Here is a 13,968-nt window from a genome sequence, read left to right as displayed (position 1 = left end):
CGCATGACAACCATCCTCAAGGTCCTCTTCTTCTTCGGTTTCATCCTGGCGCTCGGCTTCGGCTTCTCCTGGATCGCGGATCGTCCCGGCGAAATCTCGCTGATCTGGGAAGGTCAACAGTACAATACCGATCTCATAGTCGCCGTGACGGCGCTCGTCGGGCTCGTCGCCGTGATCATGGTGACCTGGTGGCTGCTGCGCACGCTCTGGACTTCGCCTCACTCTGTTCGCCGCTTCTTCCGCGCCCGCAAGCGCGACCGCGGCTATCAGGCGCTCTCCACCGGTCTGATTGCCGCAGGTGCTGGAAACGCGATCCTGGCCCGCAAGATGAGCGCCCGCGCCAGAAGCCTGATACGCGCGGATCAGGAGCCCCTGATCCGCGTGCTGGATGCCCAGGCCGCTCTGATCGAAGGCCGCCATGACGAGGCCCGCCGGCTGTTCCAGGAGATGTCCGAAGATCCGGAGACCCGAGAGCTGGGCCTACGCGGCCTTTATGTCGAGGCAAATCGTCTGGGGGCCCATGAGGCAGCCCGGCAATATGCCGAAACCGCAGCGGAAGCTGCTCCCTACCTGCCCTGGGCGGCCAAGGCGACGCTCGAACACCGCTGCCGCGCCGGGCACTGGGACGATGCGATCCGACTGCTCGACCAGCAGAAGATCGCCCATGTCCTGGAACGCCATGAGGCCGAACGTCTGAAGGCCGTGCTTTTGACCGCAAAGGCCGAGGACCAGCTCGAAGCCGAACCGGCGGGCGCACGCGACAGCGCGTTGAAGGCACTGAAGCTCGCCAAGGGTCTCGTCCCGGCTGCGATCGTGGCCGCCAAGGCCTATATGCGCGAAGACAACCTCCGCAAGGCGTCACACACGCTGGAACAGGTCTGGAAGATCGAACCGCACCCGGAAATTGCCCGGGCCTATGTGCGGGCGCGCAGCGGTGACAGCGCCGTCGATCGTCTGAAGAAGGCGGAGAAGCTTGAGGCCCTGAAGCCGAACAATTACGAGTCGTTGCTTGTTGTCGCCGAGGCAGCGCTCGATGCCCAGGATTTCAAGAAGGCTCGGACAAAGGCGGAAGCTGCTGCCCGTATCGCTTCGCGCGAACGGGTCTATCTGCTCCTTGCGGATATTGAAGAGGCCGAAACCGGCGACCAGGGCCGTATCCGTCATTGGATGGGCCAGGCCCTGAAGGCGCCGCGCGACCCCGCCTGGGTGGCCGACGGCCATGTCTCTGAACGCTGGATGCCGATATCGCCGGTCACCGGTCGTCTCGATGCCTTCGAATGGAAGACACCCTTCGACCAACTGGCCGGCCCGATCGAAGAAGGCAGCGTCTCCGAAGGCGAAAAGGCACTTGCCTCCCTGCCACCTGTTGCAAGGACCGAAGCGCCTGCGCAGCCCGAACCTCAGTTCGAGACGGCAAAGCCGAAAATAGTGCAACCGGAAGCCCGGGTGATCGATGCCGAGCCTCAAGCAAAAGCAATCGAACCGGAGGCACCTCCGGCCAAAGCGACAAAGCCGGAGAAACCTGCGGTGATCGCATCCAGAGAGGCCACTGCCGCTGCGCAGGAGCCAGCTGTGGTCGAGCCATTCTTCGGCCGGCCGCCCGATGACCCCGGGGTCAAGGATCCGGCGCTCGCCGCACCCGAAGCCAAAACGCGCCTGAAACTCTTCTGACGGGATCCGCATGCTCGACCGCTTGCAAGCCTTCTTCCAATCCGTGATGCAGGACCGCCCCAAGGCGGTCTTCGCCCCCGACGATCCCCGGATCGCCGTCGCTGCCCTCTGTCTTCAGGTCATGGAGGCAGACGGCGTCGTGCGCGATACCGAGCGGATGAAACTGCGGGAAATCCTGAAAGAAGAATACGGGCTTGAAGATAGCGCCCTCGACGCCTTGATCGAAGCCGGTCAGGACGCGGAAAGCGAGGCGGTCGACTACTATCGCTTCACCACAGAGCTGAAGCGCCAGCTGAATGAAGATGAGCGCCAGCACCTCGTGGGCATCCTCTGGGACATTGTCTATGCCGATGGCACCCGCAGCGAAATGGAAGACCACGCGATCTGGCGGGTTGCCGATCTGCTCGGTGTCTCCGGGCGTGAACGCATCGTCCAGCGGCAGGAAGCAGCCGAACGTGCGGGTCTTGGAGCAATCGACGATGCCACGTGAGGAACGGTCGCGTTCACGCGATCGCAAGCTGCCTGTCCTGATCGTCCTGCATCAGGAACGCTCAAGCCCCGGCCGGGTCGGCCAGATGTTGGAAGAAAAGGGTTACCCGCTCGACATCCGCCGCCCGGTGCTCGGCGAAGACTTGCCGAAGAGCCTGAGGAACCACGCTGGCGCCGTCGTCTTCGGCGGGCCAATGAGTGCCAATGATCCCGACGATTACATCAAGACCGAAATCAACTGGCTCGATGTCCCGCTCAAGGAAAACAAGCCGTTCCTCGGCATCTGCCTCGGCGCCCAGATGCTGGTCCGCCATCTCGGCGGCAAGGTGGAGGCCGACCGCGAGGAACGCACCGAGATCGGCTGGTATCCGATCCGGCCGACGGAGCATGGCCGCCTGCTGATGCATTGGCCGAAGATGGTCTATCACTTCCATCGCGAGGGTTTCAGCCTGCCCAATGGTGCAAAATTGCTCGCGAGCGGGGATATCTACCCGAACCAGGCCTTCCGCTATGGCGAAAACGCCTGGGCCGTGCAGTTCCATGCCGAACTGACCCGCGCCATGATGCACCGCTGGGTCGTCCATGGTGCACATCGATTCGTGCTACCGAATGCCCAGCAAGGCCGGGAACATCTGGAAGGCCGGATGATCTTCGACGCCCCCTTGCGCGCCTGGCTTTCGGATTTCCTCGACCTGATCTTCGAGCGTGATCAGCGCGCCTCCTGACGCTCCGGCACTTCGAGACTGTCGATCTTGCGCAGCTGCGGGAAACCGAGCGCCCAGACGGCCGCAACGGCGAGCGTGCCGAAACCACCGATCACGACAGCTGGCACAGGCCCGATGAAATGCGCCATGGTGCCGGCGCGGAATTCGCCGAGCTCGTTGGAAGCTCCGACAAAGACCATGTTGACGGCATTGACCCGGCCACGCACCTCGTCTGGAGTCCAGAGAGCGATCAGCGTCTCACGCACATAGACGGACGCCATGTCGGCGGCACCCATCAGCATCAAGGCGAGGATCGAAAGCCACGCATATTCGGACAACCCAAAGACGATCGTGCCGGCCCCGAACAGCGCAACACCGATGAACATAAAGATCCCGGCATTGTGACGGATCGGGAAGGTCGCCAGCGCGATGGCAACGATGATGGCGCCGATCCCGGGTGCGGCGCGCAGGAGACCGAGCCCCCAGGGGCCGAGATCGAGAATGTCACGCGCAAAGACCGGCATCAGCGCCACGGCTCCGCCGAGCAGGACCGCGAAGAGGTCGAGCGAGATCGCACCCAGCACCACCTTCTCACCGAAGATGAAACGGAAGCCAGCAAACAGGGTGTCGAGGCTGACGGCCTTCTCCGACTTCCGCTGCGGCGGACGCTTGACCAGGAAAACCAGGATGGCCGCGGCCGCGAAGAAAGCAAAGGACACGGAATAAGCGACAACAGGGCTCGCTCCGTAGAGCAGACCACCGGCCACGGGGCCGACGATCGACGCTGTCTGCCAGGAGGACGAATTCCAGGCGACCGCGTTGGAGAGATCCTTCTGCGGCACCAGGTTGGGCGCAAGCGACTGCACGGCGGGCGCTGCAAAGGCGCGCTCGATGCCGAAGACGACGAGGATGGCAAATACGATCGTCGGCTCGAAGGCATCGGCGATGGTCAGCCCAAGCAGCGCTCCGGCGCAGATGGCGCTGACGATCATGCAGATCGAGACGATGGCCCGGCGGTTATAGCGGTCGGCGACGGAACCGGTGACAAGGATCAGGAGCAGTGACGGCAGGAATTGCACCAGACCGATCAGACCGAGATAGAAGACATTGCCCGTCATGTCATACATCTGCCAGCCGACGGAGACGCTGAGGATCTGGGTGGCGAAGGCTCCCAGGAAGCGGGCAAAGAAGAAACGCGTGTAGGAGGAATGCCGAAACGCGGCGAAACGATCATCGGCCGAGGACGGGTGCATCGAAGTGACCTTAAGCTGCGGACAGGCCCGCCGTTAAACATGATTCGGATTGCGTGGGCCCCATCCACTTGTCCGTTAAGTCGCCAATGTCTACATCACTGTCAACACGGAAATATGTTTTGCGCTATTTCGTCGAGACACGGTAACTCGGCGTAAAACGTGTTCCCCTTAGACTGACTTCTCAGCTTGAGGGTGCGAGATGATTAACAGCGCTAGGCCTATTGCCTATTCCTACGTTCGCATGAGTTCGAAGCAGCAGTTGCGAGGCGATAGCAGGCGCAGGCAACTGGAGCTCAGCGAGGCCTACGCCAAAGCTCATAATCTAATCCTTGACGCCTCACTGCAAGATATCGGGGTTAGCGCTTGGGCCGGCGACAATCTCAAGTCGGGCGCGTTAGGCAAATTCCTCGCCATGGTCAAAACGGGCGAGGTGCAGGCTGGATCTTATCTCCTCGTTGAAAGCCTAGACAGGCTTTCCCGACAACAAGTGCGGTTCGCCATTCCACCCTTCATTGAACTCATAAACGCTGGGATAACTGTCGTCACGCTAGCGGACGGCCAAGCCTACTCGCAGACCAGCGTTGACGACAATTTTACCCAGCTCATGATGTCACTGGCAATCATGAGTCGCGCTCACGAAGAGAGCACGCAGAAATCAAAGCGTGTAAAGGCCGCACACGCAAAGCAACGTGAGAATGCCTCTAGAGGTATTGGTCGCTTCTCGGGACGAATGTTCAGCTGGATCGACACAGTCGAGACTGCACCCGGCCACTTTGAGTACCGCCTCAACGAGCACGCTGAAACCGTTAGACGGGTGTTCGATCTGGCGGACAGCGGCCTAGGGCAGGTTGCCATAGCCGCACAGCTGAACTCCACGCAAACTCGGACCTTTCGCGGATCAGGCCTGTGGCAGCAGGGTTACGTCAGCGCTCTCATTCGCAATGAAGCTGTGATAGGAACGTATCAACCTACTGAGATGATCGACGGAAAACGAGTGCCCTTTGGACAGCCGCTCCTAGGATATCTGCCGGCAGCGGTCCCCGAAGACCTATTCTGGCGCGTACAAACCAACCGACGGAGACGACCGATCAGCAATGGTCGGAAGGGCAAAAAGATGTCGAACATGCTTGGGGAGTTACTGCGCTGCACTCACTGCGGAGCCCGCCTTCGGATGCGAAACGGCGGATACAAGGGCAAACCCCAGCGCTATGTCTGTTGCGACAATTCCTATCGAGGTGGAGGTTGCGCGAGCAAAGGTAATTTTCGCTACGATCTCCTAGAAACTGCAGTACTTGACAACGTTCCTGAATTTCATCTGGACGCCCAACTCCTGCGCCGCTCACCGCTTTCTCGGGTGCAAGAATTGAACGCGTTGATCGGTGAAGCTCAGACGAGAATGCAACAGCACAAAACGAAAATCAGGAACCTTATTGATATCGCAGAGATGTCCGATGTACCGGCCGTGCGGCAGGATATTCTTAGAGAGTTGACGAAGCGAAAGAGCGAGGAACAAGAGCTTCAAGACAGAATTCATGAACTGAACGAGGAAATTGGCGAAATCAGCAGCGGGGAGCAAGACGCGTCTGAGGTTGCATTGCGACTTGCGATTGAACGGAGATCCTGGGGACATGCAGACGATTTAGAGATCTACGAAAGCCGATCGCGGCTATCACAAGCGCTGCAACGAACAATCGACTTCATCGATTGCGACTTCGAGACCCGCACGGCAACTGTTATTATTGCGGGCGGCTTGAGAGCCTACAAGTTCGCTCAAAACGGAGAGCTTGTCGACAAAGTGGATCTTGAGCCACTTATTGGGCGCAGTATCGCACCACATCGCTGGTACGAAAAAACTGCTAAGGGAAAACCTAATAGGAAGAAATCTACGCTAGTATATGGTGGAAGCCTTAGGGCTGAACATTTCGCGCGAGTGCCATCATCAAACGGATCTGACCCCGAAGATTTCCGGGAGCGCGCGGCGCTGATTGCGAAGATTACAAAGCAGGCCAGAGAAAAAAATAAACCAGTTTCAAAGGCTTAGTCAGCGCTGGATGCCGCTAACCGGATACCAAGATGGGGCACCTGGAAGCGGCAGCGTAAGGCCATAGGTCTAGATCTCAATTCTTGAGCAGCCTCATATGGACTATGCTTTTTTCACACGTCACCAGACGAATAAATGCCCCATCTTGTCCAACCGTCTCAAACGATCCTCGTAGTCCGGCATGATCGTTTCCAAAGAGCGCCAAAATCGCCGTGAATGATTGTGCTCAAGAACGTGACAAGCCTCGTGGGCAACAACGTAATCGACCAATGCCATCGGTGCCATGACCAAGCGCCAGTTTAGGCGGATGCGTCCCCGTGCGTCGCAACTTCCCCAGCGTTTGGACTGGTCGACGACTTTGACAATTGGTGTCGGAATGCCAAGCGTCTCTGCGATCAATCGTGCACGGACGGGAAAATGCTGAATCGCATGGGCTCGATACCAATGCCTGAGCCCGCTGCGGACAGCGGTGCGCTGCACGGATGCATGTCCGTTCGGCAGAACCGGCGCGATGAGTGTCGAACCTCTCGCTGCAATTCGGGTTACAACAGCGGTTTCATCTGGAATGAGCTTCAAGCGATACTGGCGGCCGAGATAGTGGAACGTCTCGCCGCTCACAAACTCCTTGGCAACCGGCTGGCCACCAAGTTCTCGATAAGCCGCCTGTTTGCGAAGCAGCCAAGCCCCTTTCTTGCGAACGATGCCAAGGACGCGGTCATCATCTAGGTCTGGCGGTGCGAGCACGCGCACCCCATCGAAGCCAACAGATATCGCCACGGTTTTTCGGCGCGCTGTTCGCTCGATCTGGAACGCAAACGTTTCTCCGCCAAAGACGATGGAATGCTGAGCGGCGTCCGTCATCCCGCGTACCTCGCACGGGCGACATCCATGATCTTTGCAGTCGTGGCTTCGACCTTATGCGAATCCAGTCCCAAGCTGCGCAACTGCTCCTTGATGGATCGACGCATCTGTCTCTGCACGTCCTCCTTTTGGTGCCAGTCAACGACTTCGGCATATTCTTCGAGCGCCTTGGTGATACCGGCAGCGCTCCGGGAGCGCTCAGCATCTGGCAGGTCGATGTCAATGAAGGGCAGGATGGCGGCAGCCGTTCCGGTGAGGCCGTCACTTCTGCCCCCCATACCTGAACGAATATCCGCAGCTTGGCCCACCATTGCTTCAAGCTGGGTCAACCCGCTGGCGGCAGAAATGCGAGCCTCCCGCCTGTCGTTGACGATTTTCTCTAACTGTTCCCAGAGAGAAGTGTAGGCCGTGGGATTTTCGTCGCGGTGGACGTGGATTTCCTGGCGAATTGCGTGCTCGATCTCTGCCGCCTTGGCATCGCTAGAACGAAGACTTTCCAAATGCGGACGGAAGGCAGGATCGAGAATGTCAAACTTCACCAGCAACTGTTCGACCCCCGTCACCGAGAGATGACTGGTGATGATCTCGCCGACTTTCGCGCCGTAGTCCTTCGGGTCGAACGGCTCCTCATGATAGGCGCGGCGGGCGAGAACGCGGATGCGCGATAGCCGTTTCAGGTCGGAGGGATAGGGTTCTTCCAATGCCTTTGGCTCAGGCAATACCATGTCCATGGCCTCGGCAAAGCGCAGGAAGTCGAGTTCGAATTTGGCGCGGATGTCGTCGGGGCGCAGCAGCTCGACGCACGTCGTATCGTCCTCGCGGCCAATACCTTCGAAGAGGCGAGTGGCCGCTCGGTGCCGACTTTCAAGAAGCTGGACTTTTTCGGACAGTGGACGAAGAGCACTGGCTATGCCGTCTTCGTCCGAGAACATATCCAAGGCATCGGATATGCGTCGGTTGTCACCCCAATAGTCAACGACCATCCCATAGGTCTTACCGTCAGCGGTCCGGTTCACGCGGGCGATGGCCTGCAAAAGCGTATGCTCCCGCAGAGGGGCATCGAGGTACAGAACCTGCTCTACCGGGGCGTCAAAACCGGTCAGCAGCATATCGCACACGACCAAGATTTTTAGCGGATCGTCGCGCTTTTTGAACCGACCAATCAAGGTATCGCGGTCACGCTTGGAAAGGTGATGGGCTTGCAGCCGGGCGCTGTCATTATTGGATGCGGACATGATCAGCGCGCATTCTGGAGCACCGAGCTGCCGCAGAGCTTCGACGTAGGTAACGGCGACGTCTCGGCTGACCGTCACTATTTGGGCTTTGAAACCATTCGGTTCGATAGTGTTTCGATAATGCGCGAGAATATCCCCAGCGATGGCCTCAACACGAACCCGCGCTCCGGCCAATTTCTCTTGAAGTCGCATGCCGCGCTTCAGCTTTTCAATCTCGTCGTCAGATAGTTCCGGGAAAGTGGCCCGAATATCCCGTTCTAGATCGCGCCCGTCGATCCGAAGTTCCGCATCGCGCATCTCGTAGTAGATCGGGACGGTCGCTCCATCCTTCACAGCCTGGTCGATCAGGTAGCGGTGCAGGTAGTCGCCGAACACCTCACGCGTGCTACGGTCCCTCTTGTCGATGGGCGTGCCGGTGAAGGCTATCATGCAGGCATCGGGTAGGCCGGCGCGCATCCGGGCGGCAAGCGCGCCATATTGCGTACGGTGCGCTTCATCAACCATGACGAAGACGTTCCGCGCCTTAGAAATGACCGGCGAGTGTTTCGGCACGGCGCTGTGAAACTTATGGACGGTCGTCAGAACGGTTGTTCCAGCGCCGCCCGATAGAGCCTTACGCAGCGCGTCTCCGCTTTCGGCCTGTATGGGATTGGCAAAGCCTGAGCGCTGGAATTGTCCGGTAATCTGGTCGTCAAGGTCGTTTCGATCCGTGACTATGACAATTGTCGGATTTTCGGCTTCGGGCAGGCGACGCAACTTGGTCGCCAGAAACACCATAGTTAGCGACTTACCGGAGCCTTGGGTATGGTGGATGACGCCGCCACGGCGCTGCGGATTGGGCGCGGTCCGGATGCGCTCAATGGCCTTGCCGACGGCAACAAACTGCTGATAGCGCGCCAGCTTCTTAATGCGCCGCCCGTCGATGGTTTCGAACATGACGAAGTTGCGGATGAGATCGAGCAGATTGGCCGGAGCGAGAAGCCCAGCGAGCAAAATATCTTGCCCGGTTGGCGTTCGACCCAATTGCGCCGACAACGCATCGAGCGTGAGCGGATAGGGGTCTTTCCATTCGGCCCACTGGCGAGCTGGCGTCAGCGTCGTGCCGTACTTTGCCACATCGCGCGCTAATGCGATGGAAATCTGCGCCGTCTCGAACAGGCGGGGAGCGCCAAGCCCGGCAAATTCATCACGGCTTTCATAACGTCGGAACTGGCGGATCGCCTCGCTCATAGGGTCGGCCAATGACGGCGATTTGCATTCGATGGCCGCGAGCGGAAGGCCGTTCACGTAGACCACGATATCGGGGATGATGTCCTGACGCGCGCCCTTGATGGCGACTTGTCGGGCGAACTCGAACGTGTTGGCGGATGGATCATCGAAATCGAAGAACCGCACATTTCGGTCCTGTCGTCTGCCGCCTTCAGTGTGAGGGGCCGTCACGCCATAGGTGAGAGCCGTATAGGCGCTCTCGTTGGCCTCCATCAAATCTACGGCGGTGACGCGCGTGACAGCCGCCACAGCCCGGCGAACGCCGTCGTCGCCAAGCCAAGGGTTAAGGCGCTTTAGACATTCGCTCAAGCGAACCGTCAGAACCGGCTCCGTAGCCAGCCCGTCACGCAACCGCCGCACATCTTCCGTGGACAAGGGCTTATAGTCGAACAGCACCCGTAACAGGTCAGTCGCCGGCTCCTCTACCCAATCGCGCTCAAGCTGCTCGTTAGTTTCGCTCATGCTGCCTGCTCGGCTTTGTCACGATGCCGCGCAATAACGCTATCGGGAAGGCTGATGCGACCGGAGAGAAGTTCCTGGGCGAGAGCCGCGCGATTATCCTTTAGGGCCGCCAACGTGCCTCGCTCCTCTTCAATCCTCAAGTCGAAGGCGACGCCAACCTCGCCGATTATCTTCTGCTCCTCCAACGGAGGGAGAAGGATTTGCAATGCCTTGAAGGTTCCCATGTAGATGTCAGGCAGGACGCTCCCAGCGACGAGACGCCCCCACTCACGCGACATATGTCGAAAGACCTGCTGAAGGTAATAGGGATCAAGCTTGTTTCCGCAGATCCAGTTCGCGAAATGCTGACTGGTACACATCTCACGCCCCATAACCGAAGCAAGACCAACGTTTGCAGTTCGCTGAAGCACAACAGTTCCCGACGGCAGCATGCGTGCTGATGAGTTGGCCAAACCCAAAGGCCCAATGGTTTCCGCGCTTTCAGATATAGTCACTTTGGTGAGTGCATTGGCATCCTGCAGTGATATCCAAGGGATGTTGCCGTCCCAATAGGTCGGCTCCTTTCGGTCGGGTGTGTGGCCACTTTCGAGCTTAGCAACTTTAGTCAGCGTCACGAGTTCCCAATCTGACGGGATATGCGTGACGCCCTCGGCCACGCGCCCAAGGACCCAGCGCGCCGGTAACGGCTTCATCTGCGCCTTCTCGCGTCGAATGCCACGCGTCAGAATTTCCCGCATAGTGGCATGCTTCGCGTCGATGAGCGCAGTAATCAGCGACTCCGTCTTGGTGATTGTACCCTCAACCTTACTCAAAACCTCGGCGACGGCACGTTGCTCGTAGATTGGGGGAAGATGGATCGGAAATGTCTGAAGTGCGTCAAAGCTGAGCGCATCCCGAACCGAACCTTGCAGATTGGCTGCTACCCGCTCAGTGAATCTCGAGCTTGTCAGGAAAGCATTCAGATAGTCTGCGTCCAGTTCCGGAGAGATACATTCAAAAACCGTGTACATCGGTGATGCGCAAACGTCATATCCTAGATCGTTTCGGGCTAAAGAACCGACATTCACCCTTGATGGATTAAAGGCGTACCAGCCAGGCTTGATAATCTTATAATTAATCAACTCGCGGCTGTAGACTTGCCGGGAAAACGTCTCCGAAGCCAGCTGAATACCGTTGTGATTAGTTACGCTCACAACGGGCAACACTTCGCCTTCGCGCAAGCGCTGCGACCGTTCAATGATCAGCCCACGCAATCGTTTCGTATCACCCAACATAACCCATCTCCTTGAGAAGGGCATTCATGCGCGCGGCGGCTTCGTCGCGTGCCTGCTCAGCGGCCCAGAGTTTGCCAAGCTCAACTTTCACGTCGATCGGCTTTTCCGGCTCAAGCGTGTCGATGTAGCGGGAGATGTTAAGGTTGAAATCGTTCTCCTCGATTTCTTTCATATCCACGACACGGCAAAAGCGGTCCTCGTCCCTCCACGCGTGGAAGGCTTCACGGATGTCGCTGATATCGCCCTCACCTAAGATGTTCTTCTTGGGCTTCTCCTCAAATTTCTTAGCGCCGTGAATGAACAGCACCTTGCCTTTACGCTGCGGCGCTTTCGCCTTGTTGAGGATCAAAACGGTCGCTGGAATGCCGGTGCCCGCGAAGAGGTTTTCTGGCAGGCCGATGATCGCCTCAAATAGATCGGCGTTCAGCATCGCCTCGCGAATGCGGCCGTCGCCGGAGCCACGGAACAGCACGCCATGCGGCATCACCACGCCGCATACACCCGTTGCGTTGAGCGTCGCCACCATGTGTTGAACAAAGGCCAGATCGCCCATGTTCTTCGGGGGAATACCATAGATGAAGCGGTTATGGCCCTTCTTCTCAGTGTCGCCTGAAACGTCCTCCGCGCCCCAGCTATCCAGCGAAAAAGGCGGGTTGGCGATGACACGATCGTAGAGGAAGAGATTGCCGTCTTGATCGAGCAGGCGCGGATTGCGGATCGTATCGCCCTTTTCAATTCGCGCATCGCGAAGCCCATGCAGCAGCAGGTTCATCTTGGCGATGGCCCATGTGCCAAGGTTCTTTTCCTGACCGTGAAGCGTGATGTTGAGCGCTTCGCCCAGCCGTTTGCCTTCGAGCTTCGCCACATGCTCTGCGACCTGAACCAGCATCCCGCCTGAGCCGCATGTGGGATCGCTGACGCGCATGCCGGGCTGGGGATCTAGCAACTCGACAATCAGCCGCACCACATGATGGGGGGTATAGAACTCGCCACCCTTCTTGCCCGCGTCGTCTGCGAACTTGTCGATCAGATATTCATAGGCGCGACCAAGCATATCCGGCTCAGACAGCGAGGCATTGGACAGGTCGATGCGCGAGAAGTGATCGATCAGACGCGACAAAACACCTTCACGGTTCTTGGCATCGCCAAGCCGCGATTCGGAATTGAAGTCGATATTGGCCAACACGCCTTCAATCGAGGGATTGGCGTCCTCAATCGCGGCGCATGCTTTGTTCAGGTGGTCGCCAATGCCTGTCGTCAGCTTCTTGATCGACGACCAGCGCGCACGCTCAACCAGAAAGAACTCGTGCTCGTCCGGGTCGCTGTAGGCGACATCTTCCGGTAGACCCTGCCGCATAGCCTCCTTGGCTTCTTCTTCGAAACGATCAGACAGTCGCTTCAGAAACAGAAAGCCAAAAATGTAGATCTTGTAGTCGGAACTATCGATAGAGCCGCGTAGAATGTCGGCGGATTTCCAGAGATGACTTTCGAGTTCCGAGCGGGTGAGTTTGGCCATAATCAGTCTTTCTTCTTTGTTCCAAATAGGCGCGTGTTTAAAACGCTACGCGCTAACGTGCGACGAGCAGTCGCAGCTCGAATGGCAGCTGAATACGTGGCTAATGACGCCCGTACAAATTCGGAGATTAGGTCCTGCTCCTCAAACGGAGGCAAACTGATCTCGAGTTTTGCGAGATCTTTTGGCGACAATGATAACAGAGTGGTCGCGCCACGTTGGAGCACCTCGATCTTCGGCCGGAAACCCTCACTAGACAGGATTGCAAACAGCACCTCGCCGCGAACGGGCGGGGCGGGGCGCACAATTATGATGTTCCCACTAGCAATAGCCCCAGCCGTCTCAGTGCCAACGATGCCAAATTTTAGCACGGTCCCGCGGCCGGTGATTAGAACATCTCCCTCCTGCAACTGAAAAGGTAGAGCGCGAGCCTCTGAGGAGAACGACATTATGTCTAGTTCCGCCAGGGGCGTGACCAGTCCGTCATCCAAGTGGCGGACGCCCACCACTGCAAAAGGGATTCCATCCGGGTTTTCGCTCCGTGAGGTGCTGGCGCCGGCGAATAGCCTGGCTACATCACCAAGGCGAAGCTCTCGATCGGGTCTATCATTTTTGCTAATCATGACGCACATATTCGCCGTATTCGGCTACGAAGTCAACGAATTTATATCGTCGCCATCTACCGTATTCGAATACTGTCAGCAGGATTTAGAAAATATGCCGTTGACATCCGGAAAATCTCTGGCATTCTGGCCCAATCGGACTCACAGTCCGAGGGTTGGACCAAAACGGAGAAATAAATGAAGACAAGAGCGAGGCCGAGCGGCCTTTCAATTTCGGAAAGCGATGCATCCCTCATCAAGGGAATGATTAATCGTGGCGATCGCCACCATGACATCGCAGCTTTCTTTGGACTCAATCAGGGCAGGATTGCTGAAATCAAAGACGGAAGTCGGTTTCCAGATCTTATCGCTGCAAGCCTGGATGAGCTGCCACCTAAGGGGCCGTATCTGACTCCAAAGGCATCATGGATGGAAAACCGACTGGTCTCGTAAACCAGCCGACTTCCGATACCCGGGGCCGAAGCCCGCTAGGACGTCCTAAGCAAACGTATCGTAGCGGCCCCCTCCTTAAAAATCAACAACCCGGATGCTTCGGCCGGGTTAGATTCTCGCCCCAAGGAGGGCAAACAAACA

Annotated in this window: 11 protein-coding genes; 5 read left to right on the top strand and 6 right to left on the bottom strand. The window is 58.0% G+C overall.

Going from position 1 to position 13,968, the window contains the following annotated elements; translation table 11 throughout:
- The first annotated feature begins 3 nt into the window (after positions 1-3).
- Genes IP85_RS14535 through IP85_RS14525 form a run of 3 tightly spaced genes read left to right on the top strand, consistent with a single transcriptional unit; the run spans position 4 to position 2,885 of the window.
- The gene (locus IP85_RS14535; protein ID WP_082347723.1) at positions 4-1,671 is read left to right on the top strand and encodes a heme biosynthesis protein HemY; all 1,668 of its coding nucleotides are present in this window, start codon (positions 4-6) and stop codon (positions 1,669-1,671) included.
- A 10-nt stretch (positions 1,672-1,681) separates the two neighbouring features.
- On the top strand, positions 1,682-2,161 hold the full coding sequence (locus IP85_RS14530; RefSeq protein WP_054150393.1) for a TerB family tellurite resistance protein: 480 nt from the start codon (positions 1,682-1,684) through the stop codon (positions 2,159-2,161).
- Positions 2,151-2,885 (top strand): glutamine amidotransferase, encoded by a 735-nt coding sequence (locus tag IP85_RS14525; protein ID WP_054150392.1) that lies wholly within the window; start codon positions 2,151-2,153, stop codon positions 2,883-2,885. Before IP85_RS14530 ends, IP85_RS14525 begins: the two co-directional genes overlap by 11 nt.
- On the opposite strand, the gene IP85_RS14520 is transcribed toward IP85_RS14525, so the two are convergent.
- The gene (locus IP85_RS14520) at positions 2,870-4,117 is read right to left on the bottom strand and encodes an MFS transporter (protein ID WP_054150391.1); all 1,248 of its coding nucleotides are present in this window, start codon (positions 4,115-4,117) and stop codon (positions 2,870-2,872) included. The genes IP85_RS14525 and IP85_RS14520 overlap by 16 nt on opposite strands.
- A 199-nt stretch (positions 4,118-4,316) precedes the next feature.
- Between IP85_RS14520 and IP85_RS14515 the strand changes: the two genes are divergently transcribed.
- Positions 4,317-6,158, top strand: coding sequence for a recombinase family protein (locus tag IP85_RS14515; protein WP_054150390.1), 1,842 nt, complete (start codon positions 4,317-4,319; stop codon positions 6,156-6,158).
- Positions 6,159-6,278: 120 nt separating this feature from the next.
- On the opposite strand, the gene IP85_RS14510 is transcribed toward IP85_RS14515, so the two are convergent.
- From IP85_RS14510 to IP85_RS14490, 5 genes are read right to left on the bottom strand one after another with little or no spacing between them, the layout of a single operon-like run.
- Positions 6,279-7,019 (bottom strand): SprT family zinc-dependent metalloprotease, encoded by a 741-nt coding sequence (locus IP85_RS14510; protein WP_054150389.1) that lies wholly within the window; start codon positions 7,017-7,019, stop codon positions 6,279-6,281.
- Positions 7,016-9,985 carry a type I restriction endonuclease subunit R gene (locus IP85_RS14505; protein WP_054150388.1) on the bottom strand — a complete coding sequence of 990 codons (2,970 nt, stop codon included), beginning with the start codon at positions 9,983-9,985 and terminating at the stop codon, positions 7,016-7,018. Before IP85_RS14505 ends, IP85_RS14510 begins: the two co-directional genes overlap by 4 nt.
- Positions 9,982-11,259: a restriction endonuclease subunit S gene (locus IP85_RS14500; protein WP_054150387.1), complete on the bottom strand. Its 1,278-nt coding sequence runs from the start codon at positions 11,257-11,259 to the stop codon at positions 9,982-9,984. The genes IP85_RS14505 and IP85_RS14500 overlap by 4 nt, the downstream gene beginning before the upstream one ends.
- On the bottom strand, positions 11,249-12,775 hold the full coding sequence (locus tag IP85_RS14495) for a class I SAM-dependent DNA methyltransferase (RefSeq protein WP_054150386.1): 1,527 nt from the start codon (positions 12,773-12,775) through the stop codon (positions 11,249-11,251). Before IP85_RS14495 ends, IP85_RS14500 begins: the two co-directional genes overlap by 11 nt.
- A 2-nt stretch (positions 12,776-12,777) precedes the next feature.
- Positions 12,778-13,395 (bottom strand): restriction endonuclease subunit S, encoded by a 618-nt coding sequence (locus IP85_RS14490; RefSeq protein WP_245280872.1) that lies wholly within the window; start codon positions 13,393-13,395, stop codon positions 12,778-12,780.
- A 177-nt stretch (positions 13,396-13,572) separates the two neighbouring features.
- On the opposite strand from IP85_RS14490, the gene IP85_RS14485 reads away from it, so the two are divergent.
- Positions 13,573-13,827 (top strand): hypothetical protein, encoded by a 255-nt coding sequence (locus IP85_RS14485; protein ID WP_054150384.1) that lies wholly within the window; start codon positions 13,573-13,575, stop codon positions 13,825-13,827.
- Positions 13,828-13,968: the final 141 nt, after the last annotated feature.

It is taken from the genome of Rhizobium sp. AAP116 (assembly GCF_001295785.1).
Classification (GTDB): Bacteria; Pseudomonadota; Alphaproteobacteria; order Rhizobiales; family Rhizobiaceae; genus Allorhizobium.
The sequence above is the reverse complement of the archived record's forward strand: the minus strand, read 5'-3'. Positions and strand labels throughout refer to the sequence as shown.

What these genes read in the sequence shown, in the direction of transcription:
- IP85_RS14535 (WP_082347723.1), top strand. Translation starts at nt 4, where the DNA reads ATGACAACCATCCTCAAGGTCCTCTTCTTCTTCGGTTTCATCCTGGCG.
- IP85_RS14530 (WP_054150393.1), top strand. Translation starts at nt 1,682, where the DNA reads ATGCTCGACCGCTTGCAAGCCTTCTTCCAATCCGTGATGCAGGACCGC.
- IP85_RS14525 (WP_054150392.1), top strand. Translation starts at nt 2,151, where the DNA reads ATGCCACGTGAGGAACGGTCGCGTTCACGCGATCGCAAGCTGCCTGTC.
- IP85_RS14520 (WP_054150391.1), bottom strand. Translation starts at nt 4,117, where the DNA reads ATGCACCCGTCCTCGGCCGATGATCGTTTCGCCGCGTTTCGGCATTCC.
- IP85_RS14515 (WP_054150390.1), top strand. Translation starts at nt 4,317, where the DNA reads ATGATTAACAGCGCTAGGCCTATTGCCTATTCCTACGTTCGCATGAGT.
- IP85_RS14510 (WP_054150389.1), bottom strand. Translation starts at nt 7,019, where the DNA reads ATGACGGACGCCGCTCAGCATTCCATCGTCTTTGGCGGAGAAACGTTT.
- IP85_RS14505 (WP_054150388.1), bottom strand. Translation starts at nt 9,985, where the DNA reads ATGAGCGAAACTAACGAGCAGCTTGAGCGCGATTGGGTAGAGGAGCCG.
- IP85_RS14500 (WP_054150387.1), bottom strand. Translation starts at nt 11,259, where the DNA reads ATGTTGGGTGATACGAAACGATTGCGTGGGCTGATCATTGAACGGTCG.
- IP85_RS14495 (WP_054150386.1), bottom strand. Translation starts at nt 12,775, where the DNA reads ATGGCCAAACTCACCCGCTCGGAACTCGAAAGTCATCTCTGGAAATCC.
- IP85_RS14490 (WP_245280872.1), bottom strand. Translation starts at nt 13,395, where the DNA reads ATGATTAGCAAAAATGATAGACCCGATCGAGAGCTTCGCCTTGGTGAT.
- IP85_RS14485 (WP_054150384.1), top strand. Translation starts at nt 13,573, where the DNA reads ATGAAGACAAGAGCGAGGCCGAGCGGCCTTTCAATTTCGGAAAGCGAT.